The following is a 19,624-nucleotide window of genomic DNA, read 5'->3' as shown; positions in this document are numbered from 1 at the left end:
CCTTACTTCTTGCCTAGCTTGCGCAGCTCGTCCGACTCGACCACGCGAATTCCATCCTCCTCCTCCAACGCCAGCCGCCACAGCGCCCGGGCCAGGGTGCAGGCCTCGATGCCGCGGTACTTGCCCGGTATCAGGCGGGCGAAGGGTGCGGCCATGCGCTCACCCAGCCGTGGCTGGATCCGCTCGCCCAGCAATAGCGAAGGCCGCACGATGGTCAATTGCGGCCAATCCTGCTGCTTTAGCGCTTCCTCCATCTCGCCCTTGACCCGGTTGTAGAAGATCGAAGACTTCGGATCGGCGCCGAGCGCGCTGATCACCAGTAGATGGCGGGCGCCCATCTCCCTGGCGCGCTTGCTGAAGGCCACGACCATATCCAGGTCCACGGCGCGGAAGGCCGTTTCAGATCCGGCCTGCTTGAGGGTGGTACCCAGGCAGCAGAACGCTATGTCGACACGGCCAGCCAGTTGCGGGAGAAACATGGCCGGGTCACCCACTGGGTTTTCCAGGTGCGGATGCTCGGCCAGCGGGCGGCGCGTTGGCGCCAGCACGCGGCTGATAGTGGGCTCGTTGAGCAGGCGGTCGAGCAGGTGTTCTCCTGTCAGACCCGTGGCACCGGCAAGCAGGACATGCTGAGGCGTCAGGTACATGGTGTTTCTCCCTCGTTACTACACAGCTTAGTGGGCGCCAGGTGTTTTTGCCTGTTCCTCCGAAGCTGGCTGGGCTTCATTGCGCAAGGCTTGCTCGGCTTGTTGGCGGCGCAGGCGCTGCCAATGGCTGATTACCGCCGGCGGCGCCCAGAGCTGCGGCTCAGAGGCTTCGAAACCTTCCCTTCGTTCTCGTTCGGCAACGCTTTGCCGCGCCAGTTCAAACGCCTGTTTCAGATCGTCGGTCTGGTTCAACGCTTGGGCGAACAGGGCGTCGCCGAAGTAGGTGAAGTCGGCTTCTTCCGAACAGCCGAATGACACCCGGTCTGGCCGGGCGGCGGTCATGACCAGGGTGCGGTCGTCCTTGAGCGGGGCGATGTAGCCACCGGAATAGCAGGCGGAGATGACGATCACCTTGTCGCGGTCCTTCAGCGGGGCGAGGGCGCTGGCCAGCTCGTCGGCGGAGAGGTCGGCCAGTTGCAGGCGTGGTTGGTCGAGCACCAGTTGGTGGTCGTGGCTGCCATGGCTGGTCAGGTAGATGAACACCAGGTCCTCGGGGCCGCTGCGCTCGGCCAAGGTGCGGGCAGCGCGGGTGATGCTCTCACGGGTGGCCATGGGCCGGTCGGCCAGATGATCGCGATGGTTGACCAAGGTGATCTGGCCGAGGGCGCCGAAACGCACCTTGAGCATATTGCTGACATAGTCGGCCTCACGCAGGAACACACTTTGCTGGCCGTCGCCGGCCACCACAAGGCTGTACAACTGCACGGGTGGGACCGACGCAGGCACCTTGGCCAGCGCATCGGCCAGCATTTTGCCCTGGTTGAGCAGGGCCAGGTCGAGCGGGTCGGGCAAAAGCTTGCCCTGGGCGTCGCGCACGCGCACGCCGTTGACCCAGGTACCGGCTTCGCTGCGACCGTCCGGGTGGGTCAGCTTGCCACGCCCGTGGTAGGCATCGTCGGCGAAACCGCCGATATACTGGCTACCGTCAGCCAGTTGCAAGGTGCCGGTGCCAGCGAAGCGCCAGTCACGGAAACCGCCCTTGTAGCGGCTGCCATCGCTACCCAGCAGTTCGCCCTGGCCGGCCAGCGATCCGTCCTTGAAGTCGCCGATCCAGACGTCGCCGTCGGCGCTCTCGTAGCGGCCACGGCCCTCGAGGCGATTGTCCTTGAACTCGCCGATGTACTGTTCGCCGTCGGCGCTGTCGTAGGTGCCGGCTCCCTGTAGCTGGCCATCGATGAAGTGCCCGCTGAACTGGTTGCCGCTGGCATCGCTGCGCACCCCGGCACCGTTCGGTTTGCCCTTGGCGAACAGGCCCTGGTAACGGCTGCCGTCAGCCAGTTCCAGTTGCCCCGCGCCATCGTACTGGTCGTCCTTGAACTGGCCGCGGTAGGTCTGGTCGTTTTGCTTGAGGGTGCCTTCGCCATCGCGGCGGCCATGCTTGAAGGTGCCGGCGTAGTGGCTGCCGGGCGTGGTCAGGTCACCCAGGCCCTGGAACAGGCCTTCACTGAACTGGCCACGGTAGACCTCGCCGTTGCTGCCATGCCACTCACCCTGGCCGTGCCATTGGCCATCCTTGAAGCTGCCGGCGTACCAGCTGCCGTTGGGATAGTCGATGCGCCCCTCGCCCTGTAGCAGGCCATTCACCACCTGGCCACGGTAGCGGCCGCCATCGGGCAGGCGCGCGTCCGGCGGAGACAGGGATTCGCCTTCGCCACAGGCGGCGAGCAGCAGGATCAGGGTCAGGGGGAGCAGGGGGCGCATGGCGGCTTCCGCGGAAAACGATGCCCCGAGTATGCCGCAGAATACGCCAGGCCGTGAATTGGGGCGCTGCGCGCCCCGTGCGTCTGCTCCAGGCGCGGCGTGGTGGTCAGACGAAGCAGAGTGACAGTGGTTCGGCGATGTAGGCCGGTTTCTCTTCGCCTTCGATTTCAAGGGTTACCGTGGCCTTGAGCAGCCATTGCCCGGGCTTTTTCTCGGTGGCGTCGGTCAAGTCGACCTTGAGTCGTACCTGGCTGTCGACCTTCACCGGCTGGATGAAGCGCACGCTGTCCAGGCCATAGTTGACCACCATCTTCAACCCCTCGGGCAGCACGAGGATGTCCTCCATCAACTTGGGGATCAGCGACAGGGTAAGGAAACCATGGGCGATAGTGCTGCCGAACGGGGTCTTGGCCGCTTTCACAGGATCGACATGGATGAACTGGAAATCGCCGGTGGCTTCGGCGAACAGGTTGATGCGTTCTTGGTCGATCTTCAGCCATTGGGAACGGCCCAGCTCCTTGCCAACGTACTGCGAAAGCTCTGTAACGGGTACATAGGGCATCGCGACATCTCCAGATTGTCATTTGGTACGAATGTTCAAGATCAGCACGCAGCACCGTTTCAGTCAAGTTGCCCGCTTTTCGCCGAATATCGCCTTATAGGCAATTGCTTAGCGTGCTTATAATGACCGCCATGTTCTGACGGAGGTCCCTATGCTGTTGCGTGGTCTGACCTGGCTGGTGCTGTTCCAGTTGCTGGGAACGGCGATCAACCATTTGTTCCTGCACATCCTGCCCGGGCCCATCATCGGCCTGTTGCTGCTGCTGGTGTTCCTGATGGTTCGTGGCGAAGTCGGCCAGCCGCTCAACGAGGCCGCCGGCAGCCTGCTGCGCTACCTGCCGCTGCTGCTGGTGCCGCCGGCGGTGGGGGTGATGGTCTATGCCAGGGACATCGCCGCCGACTTCTGGGCGATCGTCGGGGCGCTGTTGATCTCTTGCCTGGCGACCCTGGTGTTCGTGGGGGTGCTGATGCAGAGACTGATCCACCGCCAGGGCAAGCAAGAGGAGCAGCCATGACCCTCGATTGGCACGGCGCGCTCGACGCGGTCATCCACCATCCCCTGTTCGGTATCGGCATCACGCTGGCCGCCTACCAGCTGGTGCTGGCAGGGTATGAAAAAACCCGCTGGATCTTCCTGCAACCGGTGCTGGTGTCGATGCTGGTGGTGATCGGCATCCTGCTTGTCTGCGGCATCGACTACGCCGAGTACCGCAAGAGCACCGAGATCATGAACATCCTCCTGGGCCCCGCCACCGTGGCCCTGGCGGTGCCGCTCTACCTGAACCTGCGGCGGATCCGTCAGCTGTTCTGGCCGACATTTACTACGCTGGTAGTCGGAGGCCTGTTCGCCACCGTGGCATGCCTGGCGCTGGGCTGGTGGTTTGGCGCCGAGCACATGATCCTGATGACCATGGCGCCGAAGTCGGTCACCTCGCCGATCGCCATGCTGGTGGCCGAGCAGATTGGTGGTGTGGCGGCCCTCGCTGCGGTGTTCGTGCTGATCACCGGGGTGATCGGCGCGATCTTCGGCCCGGCGCTGCTGAGCCGCTTCGGCGTACTCAGCCCCGAGGCCCGGGGCATGGCGCTGGGCGTCACCGCTCACGCGGTGGGCACGTCGGTGGCCTTGCAGGAAAGTGACGAATGCGGCGCCTTCGCCGCGCTGGCGATGAGCCTTATGGGGGTGGCCACGGCGGTGTTCCTGCCGTTGGCGGTCAGCCTGGTGGCTTGAGGAATCGAGATGACATTACCGCTGTTTCCCCTCAATACCGTGCTGTTCCCCGGTTGCCTGCTCGATCTGCAGATCTTCGAGGCGCGCTACCTGGACATGATCGGCCGTTGCATGAAGCAGGGTGAAGGCTTCGGCGTGGTATGCATCCTGGAAGGCGAGCAGGTGGGCAAGGCGGCGCCAGTGGTGGCGTCGGTCGGCTGCGAGGCACTGATCCGCGACTTCGTGCAGCAGGACAACGGCCTGCTGGGCATTCGCGTTGAGGGCCTGCGGCGTTTTCGTGTCGAGCGCACCGAGGTGCAGAAGGACCAGTTGATGATCGGCGAGGTGCAGTGGCTGTCGGAGCTGGCGGACGGACCGCTGCAGGAGCAGGACGATGACCTGCTGGCGCTGCTGCTGGCCCTGGGCGAGCACCCGATGGTCGAGGCGCTGGACATGCCGCGGGATGTCGACGGGCGACAGGCGTTGGCCAACCAGTTGGCCTACCTGTTGCCGTTCGTGGAAGAGGACAAGCTCGACCTGCTGGCCATCGACTCGCCGCAGTTGAGGCTGGAAGCGATCCAGGCATTGCTGGAGCGGATCCAGGGCGAGTTGTTCGCCTGAACCATCCAGGCCCGCTCCGATGGAGCGGGTTGCCCAGTGATGGCCGTCAGTATTGGTAGCGCAGCAACGCCTTGGGCAGCGCGTGCAGGGCAAAGAATGTCAGCAACGCGATGCACGCTGGCAATACCAGCCACCATACCCGCTGCGGCAGCGCGGTGAGTGGCTGGCGATATTGCACCAGGGTCAGGCTCAGCGCGCACACGCAGCATGCCAGCAGCGCGCCGGCGAGGATATCGGTCGGCCAGTGCGCGCCCAGGTATACCCGCGACAGCGCGATGGCCAGGGCCGGAATGCATCCCAGCAGCACCCAGGTCAGGCGCATGCGCGGCGGCTGGCCACGCCCGGCCAGCACCGCCAGCACCAGGAAGAAGGCGAACGATGCCGAGCTATGCCCGCTGGGCATGCTGTAGCTGGTCAGCGGGTCGGTCAGCACCTCGGGGCGGGCGCGGGCGAACAACCATTTCAGCGTGCCGTTGGCCAGGGCTGTGCCGATCAGCGTCGCGCCGGCGAACAGCGCATGGCGCCATTGCCGGGCCAGCAGCAGCAGGCCCGTGAGCAAGCCGCCGAGGAAGAACTGGGTGCGGAAGTCGCCCAGGCGGGTGATCACCACCACGGCGCCGTCGATGGCCTGGCTGCGGTGCTCCTGGACCAGGGTCATGACGCCCTGGTCGAATTCGCTCAAGTAGCGCCAGCCGATGAACAGCGCGGCTACCGCCAGGCCGCTCAGGGCAGCGATCAGGCGGGTGCCGTGACGCTGATCGCGGATGCTGGTGCTCAGGCTCAGGCCGATCAGCACCGCCAGGGTGCCCATGACAATCCCCGCGTCCAGCCAGAAGCCTTCCGGCAGTGGCAGGCGCATCGCCGCGCCGGTGGCCCAGCCGGGCAGCAGGTAGGCCACCGACCAGCCGGCGCCGGCCACCAGGCTAACGGCGATGAAGCGCGGCAGGGGCATGTCGAACATGCCGGCGACCATCGGCAGCATGGGCCGCAGCGGGCCGATGAAGCGGCCAACCAGCAGGCTTGCTATACCATAGCGCTGGAAGTACGCCTCGGCGCTGCCGATCCACTCCGGGTGGCTGCGCAGCAACGGCAGGCGGCGGATGTTCTGGTGGAAGTACTTGCCGATGGCGTAGGAGATCGCGTCGCCGAGCATGCCGCCGAGGAAACCCAGCAATAGGGTTTCGCCCAGGCTGAAGGTGCCGCTGCCAGCCAGCACGGCGACCGCGAACAACAGTACGGTGCCGGGCACGATGATGCCGGCGATGGCCAGGCATTCGACGCAGGCCACGAGGAAGATTGCCAGGCCCAGCCACTGAGGGTTGGCGCCAAGCCAGGTGGTCAGGCTGTCCAGCCATTGGCCCATGGTTCAGTTTCCTTGTTCAAGCATGAAGAAGTCTTGCCCTTCGACCTGGCCGCGTCGCAGCGGGTTTCGGGTGCAGTGGCGGGCGTAATCGGCATCGACGAAGCGGTAGGGCAAATGTTCGTCGCGGCCATGGGGTATGCCCAGGCGGGTGGTCTGGATCACCCGGGGGACCGCGATGCCGCAATCCTCGACGTACAGGCGCTCGGGGTCGAAACGCCGGGCATCCCAGTGCGGCACCTTCAGGCCCATGGCGCGGCACAGCAGGGTCTGGCCGTTGCACAGGCGTTCGGGCGGGCGCAGGTTGCCGCTGGCGTCGGGGTTGTTCAGTTGCATCCGGGCCAGGCTGTTGGCATCAGAGATGGTGTCGATCCAGGGGTAGGCGGACTTGATCAGCACCGCGTTGCCCGGGCCCTGGGCGCTGAAGTTCAGTGAGTCGCCGCCGCGGGCGTAGTACATGTAGATATGCCCGCCATCGAGGAACAGCGCCTTGCGCTTCTCGGTGAAACCCAGGGACGCATGGCTGCCCTTGTCGGTGAGGTAGTAGGCCTCGGTTTCGATGATGCGCGCCGCCAGCCATAGGTCGCCCTGGCGGTGACGGATGACCTTGCCCAGCAGGTCGCGGGCGAGGGTCTGCGCATCGCGATCGAAGAAACTGTCGGGCAGGGCGCGGGCCGGGCAGGGGGCTGGGGCGGACATACGGGCGGTTCGTGGCTGTGAAGGCGGGGATGATAGCAATGAATGGCTTAATCGAGGCTGAATCAAGTTGACGCTGTCGCGGGGCAAGCCCGCTCCCACGGAAATGGCTGCATGCCCCGTAGGGCGTGGGAGCGGGTTTGCACCGCGATGACGCTGAGGTGTGTTTCGATACGGGTGGTTACATCTTTCCTACGTATTGGCGGCAGCCATTTTCTACCATCCGCCACCCGCCGCTGGGCGTACCCGAGCGCTCCAGTTATAATCAGCCGATTTCCCCTTTGCCAAGACACCGAACCCATGACCGAGTCCGTTCTTGACTACATGACCCGCCTGGGTCGCGCCGCCCGTGAGGCCTCGCGGGTGATCGGCCGTGCCAGCACCGCGCAGAAGAACCGCGCCCTGCAGGCCGCCGCCGACGCTCTCGACGCGGCCCGCGACGCGCTCACCGCAGCCAACGAACAGGACCTGGCCAATGGCCGCAAGAACGGCCTGGAACCCGCGCTGCTCGAGCGCCTGGCGCTGACCCCGGCACGCATCGACGGCATGATCACTGGCTTGCGCCAGGTGGCCAGCCTGCCGGACCCGGTCGGCGCCATCCGCGACATGAGCCACCGCCCGTCGGGGATCCAGGTCGGCAAGATGCGCGTGCCGCTGGGGGTGATCGGCATCATCTACGAGTCGCGCCCCAACGTGACCATCGACGCCGCAAGCCTGTGCCTGAAGTCGGGGAACGCCACCATCCTGCGCGGCGGCTCCGAAGCCATCCATTCCAACCGTGCCATCGCCACCTGCATCCAGCGCGGCCTGGCCGAGGCCGGCCTGCCGCCGGCAGTGGTGCAGGTGGTCGAGACCACCGACCGTGAAGCCGTGGGCGCGCTGATCAGCATGCCGGAATTCGTCGATGTCATCGTGCCTCGTGGCGGCCGCGGCCTGATCGAACGCATCAGCCGCGATGCCCGTGTACCGGTGATCAAGCACCTGGACGGTATCTGCCACATCTTCGTCGATGCCCACGCCGACCTGGACAAGGCCTGGCGCGTTGCCTTCAATGCCAAGACCTACCGTTACGGTATCTGCGGCGCCATGGAGACGCTGCTGGTGGACCAGTCGGTGGCCGAGCGCTTCCTGCCGGAAATGGCCCGCCGTTTCCAGGACAAGGGCGTCGAACTGCGCGGTTGCGAGCGCACCCGGGCGTTCATCGACGCCAAGCCGGCCAGCGAAGACGACTGGCACACCGAATACCTCGACGCGATCCTGTCGATTCGCGTGGTCGACGGCCTGGAACAGGCCATCGAGCACATCAACCACTATGGCTCGCACCACACCGATTCGATCATCACCGAGCACCAGGGCCAGGCCCGGCGCTTCATGGCCGAGGTCGACTCGGCGTCGGTCATGCTCAACACCCCGACCTGCTTCGCCGACGGCTTCGAATACGGTCTGGGCGCGGAAATCGGTATCTCCACCGACAAGCTGCATGCCCGCGGCCCGGTCGGCCTGGAAGGCCTGACCTGCGAGAAGTACGTGGTGATCGGCGATGGCCAGCTGCGCGGCCAGGAGCCGTGCTGAGTTGAGCAACCCTGTCGCAGTCCGGCGCGTCGGCATTCTCGGCGGCACCTTCGACCCGGTGCATATCGGTCACCTGCGCAGTGCGCTGGAAGTGGCCGAATTCATGTGCCTGGACGAACTGCGCCTGCTGCCCAACGCCCGGCCGCCGCACCGCGACACTCCGCTGGTGGCTGCGCAGGATCGCCTGGCCATGGTGCGCGGCGCCGTGCAGGGCGTCGAGCGCCTGAGCGTGGATGCCCGCGAGCTGGCCCGCGACAAACCGTCGTACACCATCGACACGCTGGAGTCGATCCGCGGCGAACTGAACGCGCACGACCAGTTGTTCCTGGTGCTGGGCTGGGACGCATTCTGCGGCCTGCCCAGCTGGCATCGCTGGGAAGAGCTGCTGCAACACTGTCACATCCTGGTGCTGCAACGCCCGGATGCCGATGTCGAACCCCCTGACGAGCTGCGCAACCTTCTGGCGGCGCGCTCGGAGAGCGATCCCACCGCCATGTCCGGCCCGGCGGGGCATATTTCGTTCGTCTGGCAGACCCCGCTCGCGGTGTCCGCCACGCAGATCCGACAGCTGCTGGCCAGCGGCAAGTCGGTGCGGTTTCTGGTGCCGGACGCAGTACTGGCCTATATCGAGGCGCACGACCTGTATCGTGCGTCCAACTGACGGCGCCCATGGGCGCCTCAATCAATGAGTTGAACGAGTTTTATATGACCAAGCAGAAAATCAACGGCATCAGCGGCGAAGAACTGGTCGAACTGACCAAGGCCGCGCTGGAAGACGTCAAGGCCCAGGACATCCAGGTCATCGACGTGCGTGAAAAGCACAGCCTGACCGACTACATGATCATCGCCACCGGTACTTCCAACCGCCAGATCAACGCGATGCTGGAAAAGGTCCGTGAAGCGGTCAAGGCCAAGGGCGCACAGCCACTGGGCGAAGAAGGCAAGGGCGACAGCGACTGGGTGCTGCTGGACCTGAACGACGTCATCGTGCACATGATGACCGCCGCCGCCCGCCAGTTCTACGATCTGGAACGCCTGTGGCTGGGCGCCGAGCAGAGCCGCGCCAACGACGGCAAGCACCACAGCCCGGAGCACGCTCACGAGTACTCCGACAAGCTCAAGGACCGGGAATAAGGAAGCGTCGTGCGTCTGCGCCTGATCGCGGTCGGCTCGCGCATGCCCAAGTGGGTCGAGGAAGGCTGGCATGAATATGCCAAGCGCCTGCCCCCGGAGCTTGCGCTGGAGCTGGTGGAAATCCCGCTGAACACCCGCGGCAAGAACGCCGATGTCGCCCGCCTGATCCGTCAGGAGGGCGAGGCGATGCTGAGCAAGGTGCAGCCCGGGGAACGCATCGTCACCCTCGAGGTCCATGGCAAGCCCTGGAGTACCGAGCAACTGGCGGGCGAGCTGGACCGTTGGCGCCTGGATGCGCGTACGGTCAACCTGATGGTGGGCGGCCCGGAAGGGCTGGCGCCGGAAGTCTGCGCACGCAGCGAGCAGCGCTGGTCGTTGTCGCCGCTGACATTGCCGCACCCGTTGGTAAGGATACTCATCGGCGAGCAGATCTACCGCGCCTGGACCGTGTTGTCCGGGCATCCCTACCACAAATGAACCTGTAAGCCTGTCCGATGCCGCAGCAGATCCGCCTCAAGGACCACGAGAAAGACGCCCGCCTGGTGCGCAACCGCGTCGTCGTGGGCGCCGTGGCGGTGGTGCTGCTCGTCTGCGTATTGATCGCCCGGCTGTATTACCTGCAGGTCATCCAGTACGACTATCACTCGACGCTGTCGGAGAACAACCGGGTGCATGTGCAGCCGATCCCGCCGACACGCGGGCTGATCTTCGACCGCAACGGCGTGGTGGTGGCCGACAACCGCCCCAGCTTCAGCCTGGTGATGACCCGCGAACGCGCTGGCAACGCGGGCAAATGGCAGGATGTGCTGGACGTGATCGTCGAGGTGCTCGAGCTCACCCCTGACGACCGTGCCCTGTTCGAGAAGCGCATGAAGCAGGGGCGCAGGCCGTTCGAGCCGGTGCCGATCCTGTTCGAGCTCAATGAAGAGCAGATCGCCCGCATCGCGGTCAACCAGTTCCGCCTGCCTGGGGTAGAGGTGGCGGCGCAGTTGGTTCGTCACTATCCCCAGGGCGCGCACTTCGCCCATTCGGTGGGCTATGTCGGGCGAATCAACGAGAAGGAACTCAAGACCCTCGACCCGGTGAACTACAGCGGCACCCACCATATCGGCAAGACCGGCATCGAGCGCTTCTACGAAGACGAACTGCATGGCCAGGTGGGCTACGAGGAAGTCGAGACCAACGCTCGGGGCCGGGTGCTGCGGGTGCTCAAACGCACCGATCCGAAGCCGGGCAAGGATATTGTCCTGAGCCTCGACATCAAGCTGCAGGAGGCCGCCGAGCAGGCGTTGGGCGGGCGCCGTGGCGCCATCGTCGCCCTCGATCCGCGCACCGGCGAAGTGTTGGCGATGGTCAGCCAGCCGAGTTTCGACCCCAACCTGTTCGTTACCGGCATCGGTTTCAAGGCCTACGCCGAACTGCGCGACTCGATCGACCGGCCGCTGTTCAACCGCGTGCTGCGCGGCCTCTACCCGCCGGGCTCGACCATCAAGCCGGCGGTGGCGATCGCCGGGCTCGACAGTGGCGTGGTGACGGCGGGCAGCCGGGTGTTCGACCCGGGTTACTACCAACTGCCCAACTACGATCACAAATACCGCAACTGGAACCGTACCGGCGATGGCTGGGTTGACCTGGATGTGGCGATCATGCGGTCAAATGACACATATTTCTACGATCTTGCACACAAAATGGGCATCGATCGGCTGTCCAGCTATATGAACAAGTTTGGTATCGGGCAGAAGGTCGCCCTGGACATGTTCGAGGAGTCGCCCGGCTTGATGCCGTCTCGTGAGTGGAAACGCGCGACCCGCCGCCAGGCCTGGTTCCCCGGCGAAACGCTGATCCTCGGCATCGGCCAGGGCTATATGCAGACCACGCCGCTGCAGTTGGCCCAGGCCACCGCGCTGATCGCCAACAAGGGCGTGTGGAACCGCCCGCACCTGGCCAAGACCATCGAAGGCCAACCGCCGGTGGACGAGAACCCCATGGAAAACATCGTACTGCGCGACAAGTCCGACTGGGCCCGGGTCACCCATGGCATGGAGCAGGTGATGCACGGCGCCCGCGGCACCGCCCGCAAGGCCGCAATCGGCTCTCAGTACCGCATCGCTGGCAAGAGCGGTACCGCCCAGGTAGTGGCGATCAAGCAGGGCGAGAAGTACGACCGCAACAAACTCCAGGAACGCCACCGCGACCACGCCCTGTTTGTCGCCTTCGCCCCGGCCGACGCCCCCAGGATCGTGGTCTCGGTGATGGTCGAGAACGGCGAGTCCGGATCCGGCGTCGCTGCCCCCGTGGTACGTCAGGTCATGGATGCCTGGCTGCTTGACGAGAATGGCCGGCTCAAGCCCGAGTTCGCCCCCGCCACAGTCGCCCAGGAATCGGCCCCGTGAAGAACAACTTCGACCGCATGCTCTCCAGCGAGGACGTGATGCGCAGGCGCGCCAGCTTCCTGCAGCGCATCCATATCGACGGTCCCTTGCTGCTTATCCTGCTGACGCTCGCCGCCGGCAGCCTGTTCGTGCTGTATTCGGCCAGCGGCAAGAACTGGGACCTGCTGATGAAGCAGGCCAGCTCATTCGGCATCGGCCTGGTGTCGATGTTCATCATCGCCCAACTCGAGCCGCGCTTCATGGCGCGTTGGGTGCCGCTGGCGTACCTGGCCGGGGTATTCCTGTTGATCGTGGTTGACGTCATGGGCCACAACGCCATGGGCGCCACGCGGTGGATCAACATTCCCGGGGTGATCCGCTTCCAGCCCTCGGAATTCATGAAGATCATCATGCCGGCGACCATCGCCTGGTACCTGTCCAAGCGCACCTTGCCGCCGCACCTCAAGCATGTGGCGATCAGCCTGATCCTGATCGGCGTGCCATTCATCCTCATCGTGCGTCAGCCCGACCTGGGCACGGCGCTGCTGATCCTCGCCTCCGGCGCCTTCGTCCTGTTCATGGGCGGGCTGCGCTGGCGCTGGATCGTCAGCGTGATCGCGGCGGCGGTGCCGGTGGCGGTGGCAATGTGGTTCTTCGTCATGCATGACTACCAGAAACAGCGCGTGCTGACCTTCCTCGATCCGGAAAGCGACCCGCTGGGCACCGGCTGGAACATCATCCAGTCGAAGGCGGCCATCGGTTCGGGCGGCGTGTTCGGCAAGGGCTGGCTGCTGGGCACCCAGTCGCACCTGGACTTCCTGCCCGAGAGCCACACCGACTTTATCATCGCCGTGCTCGGCGAGGAGTTCGGCCTGGTTGGCATCTGCCTGCTGCTGCTGATCTACATCCTGTTGATCGGCCGCGGGCTGATGATCACCGCCCAGGCCCAAACCCTGTTCGGCAAGCTGCTCGCGGGCAGCCTGACCATGACCTTCTTTGTTTATGTGTTCGTCAATATCGGTATGGTCAGCGGCCTTCTGCCCGTGGTGGGCGTGCCGCTGCCCTTTATCAGCTATGGCGGAACTTCGTTGGTGACGCTGCTGTCAGCGTTTGGCGTTCTGATGTCGATCCATACGCACCGCAAATGGATCGCACAGGTTTGAAAAAGGTGAAGAATTTCATGCAAGCAGTGCGTGGCTGGGCTGCCCGCCTGGCGCCGTGGTTCGGCGCGTTGGGTCTGCTCGGCGCAGTCCAGCAGGCCAATGCCGGTGACTATGATGGTTCGCCACAAGTGGCCGAGTTCGTTGGCGAGATGACTCGCGACTACGGCTTTGCCGGCGAGCAACTGATGGATGTGTTCCGTGAGGTGCAGCGCAAGCAGGCGATCCTCGACGCGATCTCGCGGCCGGCCGAACGGGTCAAGCCGTGGAAGGAATACCGCCCGATGTTCATCACCGATGCGCGCATCGCCCGTGGCGTGGACTTCTGGCGCCAGCACGAGGCCGTGCTGGCCCGCGCCGAGCAGGAATACGGCGTGCCGGCGCAGGTGATTGTCTCGATCATCGGGGTGGAAACCTTCTTCGGCCGCAATACCGGCAACTATCGCGTCATCGACGCGCTGTCCACGCTGGGCTTCGATTACCCGCCACGCGCCGAATTCTTCCGCAAGGAGCTGCGCGAATTCCTTCTGCTGGCCCGCGAAGAGCAACTTGACCCGCTCACGCTCAAGGGCTCCTACGCCGGCGCCATGGGCCTGCCGCAGTTCATGCCGAGCAGCTTCCGAGCCTATGCCGTGGACTTCGACGGCGACGGGCACATCAATATCTGGAACAACCCGGACGATGCCATCGGCAGTGTCGCCAGCTACTTCAAGCGCCACGGCTGGGTGGCCGGGGAGCCTGTGGTCAGCCGTGCCACCGTGCGTGGCGAGCGCGCCGACGAAGGCCTGACCAGCGGCATCGAGCCGGTGAAGACGGTCGCGCAGTTGCGGGCGCTGGGCTGGTCGAGTCATGATGCGCTGCGCGATGATCTGCCGGTCACCGCCTTCCGCCTGGAAGGTGAATACGGCCCTGAGTATTGGATGGGCCTGAAGAATTTCTACGCGATCACTCGCTACAACCGCAGCGTGATGTATGCCATGGCGGTGCATCAGCTTTCGGAACAGCTGGTTCTGGCACGGGGCGTCAAGTAAATGCGCGAAATCTTCACTGTAAATACCGCAAAACTGCTGACCTGCGTCGCCGTCGGCCTGGTGCTGGCCAGTTGCTCGTCGAGCCGGCCCTCCACCCCGCAGAGCGGCAACACCGTGCGTGCGCAACCGGGCCTGGACATCAACCGTGCCCACAAGGATGGCGCGCCCTGGTGGGACGTGGACGTCAACAAGATCCCCGACGCCACGCCGACCGTGCACACCGGCAACTACAAGGCCAACCCGTATACGGTGCTGGGCAAGACCTACTACCCGATGCAGGACTCGCGCAACTACCGCGCCGAGGGTACCGCGTCGTGGTATGGCACCAAGTTCCATGGCCAGAACACTGCCAACGGCGAGCTCTATGACCTCTACGGCATGAGCGCGGCGCACAAGACCCTGCCGCTGCCGGCCTACGTGCGGGTGACCAACCTGGCCAACGGGCGTAGTGTGATTCTGCGAGTCAACGACCGTGGTCCGTTCTACTCCGACCGGATCATCGATCTGTCCTACGCGGCGGCGAAGAAGCTTGGCTATGCCGAGATCGGCACCGCCCACGTGCGCGTCGAGGGCATCGACCCGCAACAATGGTGGGCCCAGCGTGGCCAGCAGCCGCCGATGGTGCTCAAGGAGCCGCAGGTCGCTCAGGCCCAGCCGATTCCCGCCAGCACCGGGCGTGTCGAGCAGTGGACCCCGCCGCCGCAGCAACACGCGGCGCCCGTGGTGCCGGTGCAGGTGGGCGGAAACAATGTGCCGAATGCCAGCGGCGGCAGCATCTTGCAAGTGGGCGCGTTCGCCAACCCGGACGCCGCTGAATTGCTCCGCTCGAAGCTGAGCACCATGGTCAGCGCACCAGTATTCATCAGCTCCGTGGTGCGTAACCAGCAGACCCTGCATCGAGTGCGCCTGGGGCCGATCAACAGCCAGGGCGAGATCCAGCAGGCACAGGACAGCATTCGCCTGGCCAATCTAGGCCAGGCGAAAGTCGTGACTGACTGAGCGGCATCGCGCAGCGAACCCGCGCCCATGCCAGGTGGTCCGAACGGCGTGGGAGCGGGTATGCCCCGCAATGAATCAGCACACCGACCTGTCGGTTTGTTCATGAATTGCCGGTCGTAGGTATGTACAATGCCGCTTTTGCCCGCAGCGGCATTACGCCGCACTTTCTGGGCCAGGCCACAGGCCATAAAACTAGACTGACGGGGCGCTGGGCAAATGAACTTGCCCACGGAACATCAGACCATTAGCGATTTACGAGAGACGGATGAACATCACCAACCTTGCCAAACGACTTTGCCTGCCTGTTCTGCTGATGATCACGCCTGCTGCCTTCGCAGCGGAGCAGATGATGCCGGCACCACCGCAACTGGCCGCCAAGTCCTACGTACTCATGGACGCGTCCAGCGGCAACGTGCTGGTCGAGAACAACGGTGACGAGCGCCTGCCGCCAGCCAGCCTGACCAAGCTGATGACCGCCTACATCGCCACCCTGGACATTCGTCGTGGCCAGATTGGCGAGAACGACCCGGTGACCGTCAGTGAGAACGCCTGGCGCACCGGCGGTTCGCGCATGTTCATCAAGGTTGGCAGCCAGGTGACCGTCAGCGACCTGCTGCACGGCATCATCATCCAGTCCGGCAATGACGCATCGGTCGCCCTGTCCGAGCACATCGCCGGCAGCGAAGATGCCTTCGCCGACATGATGAACAAGACCGCCACCGACCTGGGCATGGCCAACAGCCACTTCATGAACCCCACCGGCCTGCCGAACCCGGAGCACTACTCCTCGGCCCACGACATGGCCCTGCTGGCGCGCGCGATCATCAACGAAGATCCGGCGCACTACGCCATCTATTCGCAGAAAGAGTTCTTCTGGAACAACATCAAGCAGCCTAACCGCAACCTGCTGCTGTGGCGCGACAAGACCGTCGACGGCCTGAAGACCGGCCACACCGACGAAGCCGGCTACTGCATGGTCGCCTCGGCTGTGCGTGACGGCCAGCGCCTGATCGCCGTGGTATTTGGCACCAACAGCGAGCAGTCCCGCGCCGCCGAGACCCAGAAGCTGCTGACCTACGGTTTCCGCTTCTTTGAAACCCAGACCTTCTACCAGAAGGGTACCGAGCTGACTCAAGCCCAGGTTTGGAAAGGCGCGACCAACCAGGTCAAGGCCGGCCTGGCCAACGACCTGACCATGACCATGCCTAAAGGCCAATTGAAACGCCTCCAGGCGTCGATGACCATGAACCCGCAACTGACCGCTCCGATTGCCAAAGGTGACGTCATCGGCAAAGTGGAAGTCAAACTGGATGAGAAAGTGGTTCACAGTGCCGACCTCATCGCCCTGGACGGCGTCGAGGAAGCAGGTTTCTTCGGCCGCATGTGGGACAGCATCCGCCTGTTCTTCTACGGTTTGTTCAACTGATACGTGACTTGCACGCCCCCGTGAACCAGGCGGGGGCGCTGCTGCCACGGCTTACGAGGCCGTTTCCGCCATGAGCGAAGAAGACGTCAAGTCGCACAAGATCGAATTCCCCTGCGAGGATTACCCGATCAAGGTGATCGGTGACACCGTTGTCGGTTTCAAGGACACGGTAATCGAAATTCTCAGCAAGTACGCCAAGGTCGACCTCTCGACGCTGGCCGAACGCCAGAGCAAGGAAGGCAAGTACACCACGGTGCAACTGCATATCGTTGCCACCGGTGAGGACCAGTTGCACGACATCAACAGCGCCTTGCGCGCTACCGGCATCGTGAAAATGGTGCTGTGATGCCCGCTTGCCTCGGTTTTCGCGATCTTGGCCTGCAGCCCTATGAACCGGTGCTGGAGGCCATGCGTCGCTTTACCGAGCAGCGCGGCCCGGACAGCCTGGACGAAGTCTGGCTGGTCGAGCATCCTCCGGTGTTCACCCAGGGCCAGGCCGGCAAGGCCGAACACCTACTGGTGCCCGGCGAGATACCGGTGGTGCAGACCGACCGCGGCGGACAGGTCACCTACCATGGCCCCGGCCAGCTGGTGGCCTACCTGCTGCTGGATGTGCGCCGCCTGAGTATCGGCGTACGCGAGCTGGTCAGTCGCATCGAGCAGACCCTCATAGACCTGCTCGCCAGCTATGGCGTGCAAGCGGTGGCCAAACCCGACGCTCCGGGCGTCTATGTCGATGGCGCGAAGATCGCGTCCCTTGGCCTTCGAATCCGCAATGGCCGTTCGTTCCACGGCCTTGCCCTGAACGTGGACATGGACCTTGCGCCATTCCGCCGAATCAACCCCTGTGGGTATGCGGGGCTGGCCATGACCCAGCTGCGCGACCTGGCAGGTCCGATCGAACTCACTGAGGTCAGGACAAGGCTGCGCGGACAGCTGGTCAAGCACCTCGACTATGCTGAGCAGACGACCCTGACGGGCGGAATCGACTGATTATGACAACTGTGCAAGAAACCGTGCCGAACCTGATCTCGACGCAAGACGTCACCCCGCGCCCTGCTCCCAAGAAAGTGGAAGCCGGCGTGAAGCTGCGTGGTGCCGACAAGGTGGCACGTATCCCGGTGAAGATCATCCCCACCGAAGAGCTGCCGAAAAAGCCCGACTGGATCCGCGTGCGCATTCCGGTTTCCCCGGAAGTCGACCGCATCAAGCAACTGCTGCGCAAGCACAAGCTGCACAGCGTATGCGAAGAAGCTTCCTGCCCGAACCTGGGTGAGTGCTTCTCTGGCGGTACCGCCACCTTCATGATCATGGGCGACATCTGCACCCGCCGCTGCCCGTTCTGCGACGTCGGTCACGGCCGGCCGAAGCCGCTGGATGTCGACGAGCCGAAGAACCTTGCCGTGGCCATCGCCGACCTGCGCCTGAAGTACGTGGTGATCACCTCGGTGGACCGCGACGACCTGCGTGATGGCGGTGCCCAGCACTTCGCCGACTGCATCCGCGAGATCCGCGCGCTGTCGCCGGGCGTGCAGCTTGAGACCCTGGTGCCGGACTATCGCGGCCGTATGGACGTGGCGCTGGAAATTACCGCACAGACCCCGCCGGACGTATTCAACCACAACCTCGAGACAGTGCCGCGCCTGTACAAGGCGGCACGCCCGGGCTCGGACTACGACTGGTCGCTGGACCTGCTGCAGAAGTTCAAGCAAATGGTCCCGCACGTACCGACCAAGTCCGGCCTGATGCTGGGGCTGGGCGAGACCGACGAGGAGGTCATCGAGGTGATGCACCGCATGCGCGAGCACGATATCGACATGCTCACCCTCGGCCAGTACCTGCAGCCGTCGCGCAACCACTTGCCAGTACAGCGCTTCGTGCACCCGGACACCTTCGCCTGGTTCGCCGAGGAAGGTTACAAGATGGGCTTCAAGAACGTCGCCTCCGGTCCTCTGGTACGCTCGTCGTACCACGCCGACCAGCAGGCTCACGAAGCCAAGATCAAGCTCTGAGTCGGGCTTGAGCGGGATATGCCGATGCGCGCCGGAAGGCGGCATCGGCATTTTTTTGAGCTGCATGTTTCAAGCGACGAGCTGCAAGGAGTGGCGCGATGAATTGCCTGGAGACCGCTGACCCCCTGTTGCCCAAGGCACTGCCTGGCAACGCCCGTTTCGCCATCATCGCCCCGGCTGGCCCGGCGCGGCTCGATACCGACAAGGCTCGCCAATGGTTCGAGAAGCGTGGGCACCAGTGCCGGATCTACCCCGGGGTGCTGCAGGCGGACGGCTACCTGGCGGGCAGCGATGAGCAGCGCCTGCGAGACCTGCATGACGCGTTCCGTGACCCGGACATCGACGCGATCCTGTGCATGCGCGGGGGCTACGGCAGCATGCGCCTGCTGGACCGTATCGACTTCGACCTGATCCGCCGTCACCCCAAGCCACTGGTGGGCTACAGCGATATCACCGCCTTGCATACGGCGATCAACCGGCATGCGGGGTTGGTGACCTTCCATGGGGCGATGCTCAATGCCGACTTGCTGGGAGCGAAGCTGGAGCCGACCGTACGCTCATTGTTCGACCAGCTTGGCGGGCAGGTAGTGGCGGGGGACGAGATTGCCCATCCGGCGGCTTTTGCGCTGACCGGAATCATTCCCGGAGTGGCCAGTGGCAGGTTGGTTGGCGGCAACCTGTCGGTGCTTGGGGCAACATTGGCGACCTTGGGCGAAGTCGACACTCAGGGCAGCATCCTGTTCATCGAGGACGTCAACGAGCCGCTCTATCGTGTCGACCGCCTGCTGACCCAATTGCGCCTGGCCGGCAAGCTCGCGGGCGTGCGTGGTGTACTGGTGGGGGATTTTGCCGGGATCACGGTCGCGGCCATGACGCCCTTGCTGCTGGATATCTTCGGCCCGCTCGGGGTGCCGGTGCTGGCGGGGTGGCGTAGCGGGCATTGTGACCCGAATGTGTGCCTGCCGTTGGGGGCGAGGGTCAGGCTTGAAGCGGGAGAAAAGCGGCTGGTGCTCGAACAGGCCTTGTTCAAAGCCTGAAACAGTTGGGGCCGCTTTGCGGCCCCGA

21 protein-coding genes are annotated in these 19,624 nt (G+C 64.4%); 16 read left to right on the top strand and 5 right to left on the bottom strand.

Going from position 1 to position 19,624, the window contains the following annotated elements; all coding sequences use genetic code 11:
- Nucleotides 1–2: 2 nt before the first annotated feature.
- The 3 genes from C3F42_RS14145 to C3F42_RS14135 form a co-directional block, all read right to left on the bottom strand.
- A complete protein-coding gene (locus C3F42_RS14145; RefSeq protein ID WP_023631663.1) occupies nucleotides 3–647 on the bottom strand; it encodes an oxidoreductase in 645 nt (214 codons plus the stop codon).
- Between the two features lie 27 nt (nucleotides 648–674).
- Nucleotides 675–2,408: a C13 family peptidase gene (locus C3F42_RS14140; RefSeq protein ID WP_104444560.1), complete on the bottom strand. Its 1,734-nt coding sequence runs from the start codon at nucleotides 2,406–2,408 to the stop codon at nucleotides 675–677.
- 106 nt (nucleotides 2,409–2,514) lie between these two features.
- Nucleotides 2,515–2,970, bottom strand: a complete 456-nt coding sequence (locus tag C3F42_RS14135; RefSeq protein ID WP_023631661.1) for a MaoC family dehydratase — start codon at nucleotides 2,968–2,970, stop codon at nucleotides 2,515–2,517.
- A 151-nt stretch (nucleotides 2,971–3,121) separates the two neighbouring features.
- On the opposite strand from C3F42_RS14135, the gene C3F42_RS14130 reads away from it, so the two are divergent.
- Genes C3F42_RS14130 through C3F42_RS14120 form a run of 3 tightly spaced genes read left to right on the top strand, consistent with a single transcriptional unit; the run spans nucleotide 3,122 to nucleotide 4,797 of the window.
- Complete coding sequence (locus C3F42_RS14130; protein WP_023631660.1) at nucleotides 3,122–3,484, top strand: CidA/LrgA family protein; 363 nt, start codon at nucleotides 3,122–3,124, stop codon at nucleotides 3,482–3,484.
- Nucleotides 3,481–4,197: an LrgB family protein gene (locus C3F42_RS14125; RefSeq protein WP_023631659.1), complete on the top strand. Its 717-nt coding sequence runs from the start codon at nucleotides 3,481–3,483 to the stop codon at nucleotides 4,195–4,197. The genes C3F42_RS14130 and C3F42_RS14125 overlap by 4 nt, the downstream gene beginning before the upstream one ends.
- 9 nt (nucleotides 4,198–4,206) lie before the next feature.
- Nucleotides 4,207–4,797, top strand: coding sequence for an LON peptidase substrate-binding domain-containing protein (locus C3F42_RS14120; RefSeq protein ID WP_104444559.1), 591 nt, complete (start codon nucleotides 4,207–4,209; stop codon nucleotides 4,795–4,797).
- A gap of 46 nt (nucleotides 4,798–4,843) precedes the next feature.
- Here the strand turns inward: C3F42_RS14120 and C3F42_RS14115 are convergent, their stop codons facing one another.
- Nucleotides 4,844–6,160 (bottom strand): bifunctional DedA family/phosphatase PAP2 family protein, encoded by a 1,317-nt coding sequence (locus C3F42_RS14115; RefSeq protein ID WP_094012291.1) that lies wholly within the window; start codon nucleotides 6,158–6,160, stop codon nucleotides 4,844–4,846.
- Nucleotides 6,161–6,163: 3 nt separating this feature from the next.
- Nucleotides 6,164–6,856, bottom strand: coding sequence for a DNA-3-methyladenine glycosylase (locus C3F42_RS14110; protein WP_104444558.1), 693 nt, complete (start codon nucleotides 6,854–6,856; stop codon nucleotides 6,164–6,166).
- A 297-nt stretch (nucleotides 6,857–7,153) separates the two neighbouring features.
- Here C3F42_RS14110 and C3F42_RS14105 point away from each other — a divergent pair, with 297 nt between their 5' ends.
- The 13 genes from C3F42_RS14105 (at nucleotide 7,154) to C3F42_RS14045 (ending at nucleotide 19,596) form a co-directional block, all read left to right on the top strand.
- Complete coding sequence (locus tag C3F42_RS14105; RefSeq protein ID WP_038707277.1) at nucleotides 7,154–8,425, top strand: glutamate-5-semialdehyde dehydrogenase; 1,272 nt, start codon at nucleotides 7,154–7,156, stop codon at nucleotides 8,423–8,425.
- Nucleotides 8,394–9,086, top strand: a complete 693-nt coding sequence (gene nadD, locus C3F42_RS14100) for a nicotinate-nucleotide adenylyltransferase (protein WP_046857282.1) — start codon at nucleotides 8,394–8,396, stop codon at nucleotides 9,084–9,086. Before C3F42_RS14105 ends, nadD begins: the two co-directional genes overlap by 32 nt.
- Before the next feature lie 44 nt (nucleotides 9,087–9,130).
- Complete coding sequence (rsfS, locus tag C3F42_RS14095; RefSeq protein WP_031315360.1) at nucleotides 9,131–9,559, top strand: ribosome silencing factor; 429 nt, start codon at nucleotides 9,131–9,133, stop codon at nucleotides 9,557–9,559.
- A gap of 9 nt (nucleotides 9,560–9,568) precedes the next feature.
- A complete protein-coding gene (gene rlmH / locus C3F42_RS14090; RefSeq protein ID WP_023631106.1) occupies nucleotides 9,569–10,036 on the top strand; it encodes a 23S rRNA (pseudouridine(1915)-N(3))-methyltransferase RlmH in 468 nt (155 codons plus the stop codon).
- 17 nt (nucleotides 10,037–10,053) lie between these two features.
- Entirely contained in the window at nucleotides 10,054–11,952 is a 1,899-nt protein-coding gene (mrdA, locus tag C3F42_RS14085; RefSeq protein WP_104444557.1) for a penicillin-binding protein 2, read from the top strand.
- A 38-nt stretch (nucleotides 11,953–11,990) separates the two neighbouring features.
- Nucleotides 11,991–13,094 (top strand): rod shape-determining protein RodA, encoded by a 1,104-nt coding sequence (gene rodA, locus C3F42_RS14080; RefSeq protein WP_052062270.1) that lies wholly within the window; start codon nucleotides 11,991–11,993, stop codon nucleotides 13,092–13,094.
- Nucleotides 13,095–13,111: 17 nt separating this feature from the next.
- Nucleotides 13,112–14,122 (top strand): lytic murein transglycosylase B, encoded by a 1,011-nt coding sequence (gene mltB, locus C3F42_RS14075; protein ID WP_094012327.1) that lies wholly within the window; start codon nucleotides 13,112–13,114, stop codon nucleotides 14,120–14,122.
- Entirely contained in the window at nucleotides 14,123–15,121 is a 999-nt protein-coding gene (locus tag C3F42_RS14070) for a septal ring lytic transglycosylase RlpA family protein (protein ID WP_038707279.1), read from the top strand.
- Nucleotides 15,122–15,386: 265 nt separating this feature from the next.
- The gene (locus C3F42_RS14065; protein WP_023630271.1) at nucleotides 15,387–16,547 is read left to right on the top strand and encodes a D-alanyl-D-alanine carboxypeptidase family protein; all 1,161 of its coding nucleotides are present in this window, start codon (nucleotides 15,387–15,389) and stop codon (nucleotides 16,545–16,547) included.
- A gap of 70 nt (nucleotides 16,548–16,617) precedes the next feature.
- Nucleotides 16,618–16,893, top strand: coding sequence for a DUF493 domain-containing protein (locus C3F42_RS14060; RefSeq protein ID WP_023630272.1), 276 nt, complete (start codon nucleotides 16,618–16,620; stop codon nucleotides 16,891–16,893).
- The gene (gene lipB / locus C3F42_RS14055; protein WP_023630273.1) at nucleotides 16,893–17,540 is read left to right on the top strand and encodes a lipoyl(octanoyl) transferase LipB; all 648 of its coding nucleotides are present in this window, start codon (nucleotides 16,893–16,895) and stop codon (nucleotides 17,538–17,540) included. The genes C3F42_RS14060 and lipB overlap by 1 nt, the downstream gene beginning before the upstream one ends.
- A gap of 2 nt (nucleotides 17,541–17,542) precedes the next feature.
- Complete coding sequence (gene lipA, locus C3F42_RS14050) at nucleotides 17,543–18,559, top strand: lipoyl synthase (RefSeq protein ID WP_023630274.1); 1,017 nt, start codon at nucleotides 17,543–17,545, stop codon at nucleotides 18,557–18,559.
- A gap of 98 nt (nucleotides 18,560–18,657) precedes the next feature.
- On the top strand, nucleotides 18,658–19,596 hold the full coding sequence (locus C3F42_RS14045; RefSeq protein ID WP_094012287.1) for an LD-carboxypeptidase: 939 nt from the start codon (nucleotides 18,658–18,660) through the stop codon (nucleotides 19,594–19,596).
- The last annotated feature ends 28 nt before the right edge of the window (nucleotides 19,597–19,624 follow it).

The sequence above is a fragment of the Pseudomonas sp. PONIH3 genome, from assembly GCF_002934345.1.
In the GTDB taxonomy this organism is placed as follows: Bacteria; Pseudomonadota; Gammaproteobacteria; order Pseudomonadales; family Pseudomonadaceae; genus Aquipseudomonas; species Aquipseudomonas soli.
The sequence above is the reverse complement of the archived record's forward strand: the minus strand, read 5'-3'. Positions and strand labels throughout refer to the sequence as shown.

Coding starts and splice junctions, on each gene's coding strand:
- C3F42_RS14145 (WP_023631663.1), bottom strand. CDS start 647: ATGTACCTGACGCCTCAGCATGTCCTGCTTGCCGGTGCCACGGGTCTG.
- C3F42_RS14140 (WP_104444560.1), bottom strand. CDS start 2,408: ATGCGCCCCCTGCTCCCCCTGACCCTGATCCTGCTGCTCGCCGCCTGT.
- C3F42_RS14135 (WP_023631661.1), bottom strand. CDS start 2,970: ATGCCCTATGTACCCGTTACAGAGCTTTCGCAGTACGTTGGCAAGGAG.
- C3F42_RS14130 (WP_023631660.1), top strand. CDS start 3,122: ATGCTGTTGCGTGGTCTGACCTGGCTGGTGCTGTTCCAGTTGCTGGGA.
- C3F42_RS14125 (WP_023631659.1), top strand. CDS start 3,481: ATGACCCTCGATTGGCACGGCGCGCTCGACGCGGTCATCCACCATCCC.
- C3F42_RS14120 (WP_104444559.1), top strand. CDS start 4,207: ATGACATTACCGCTGTTTCCCCTCAATACCGTGCTGTTCCCCGGTTGC.
- C3F42_RS14115 (WP_094012291.1), bottom strand. CDS start 6,160: ATGGGCCAATGGCTGGACAGCCTGACCACCTGGCTTGGCGCCAACCCT.
- C3F42_RS14110 (WP_104444558.1), bottom strand. CDS start 6,856: ATGTCCGCCCCAGCCCCCTGCCCGGCCCGCGCCCTGCCCGACAGTTTC.
- C3F42_RS14105 (WP_038707277.1), top strand. CDS start 7,154: ATGACCGAGTCCGTTCTTGACTACATGACCCGCCTGGGTCGCGCCGCC.
- nadD (WP_046857282.1), top strand. CDS start 8,394: ATGGCCAGCTGCGCGGCCAGGAGCCGTGCTGAGTTGAGCAACCCTGTC.
- rsfS (WP_031315360.1), top strand. CDS start 9,131: ATGACCAAGCAGAAAATCAACGGCATCAGCGGCGAAGAACTGGTCGAA.
- mrdA (WP_104444557.1), top strand. CDS start 10,054: ATGCCGCAGCAGATCCGCCTCAAGGACCACGAGAAAGACGCCCGCCTG.
- rodA (WP_052062270.1), top strand. CDS start 11,991: ATGCGCAGGCGCGCCAGCTTCCTGCAGCGCATCCATATCGACGGTCCC.
- mltB (WP_094012327.1), top strand. CDS start 13,112: ATGCAAGCAGTGCGTGGCTGGGCTGCCCGCCTGGCGCCGTGGTTCGGC.
- C3F42_RS14070 (WP_038707279.1), top strand. CDS start 14,123: ATGCGCGAAATCTTCACTGTAAATACCGCAAAACTGCTGACCTGCGTC.
- C3F42_RS14065 (WP_023630271.1), top strand. CDS start 15,387: ATGAACATCACCAACCTTGCCAAACGACTTTGCCTGCCTGTTCTGCTG.
- C3F42_RS14060 (WP_023630272.1), top strand. CDS start 16,618: ATGAGCGAAGAAGACGTCAAGTCGCACAAGATCGAATTCCCCTGCGAG.
- lipB (WP_023630273.1), top strand. CDS start 16,893: ATGCCCGCTTGCCTCGGTTTTCGCGATCTTGGCCTGCAGCCCTATGAA.
- lipA (WP_023630274.1), top strand. CDS start 17,543: ATGACAACTGTGCAAGAAACCGTGCCGAACCTGATCTCGACGCAAGAC.
- C3F42_RS14045 (WP_094012287.1), top strand. CDS start 18,658: ATGAATTGCCTGGAGACCGCTGACCCCCTGTTGCCCAAGGCACTGCCT.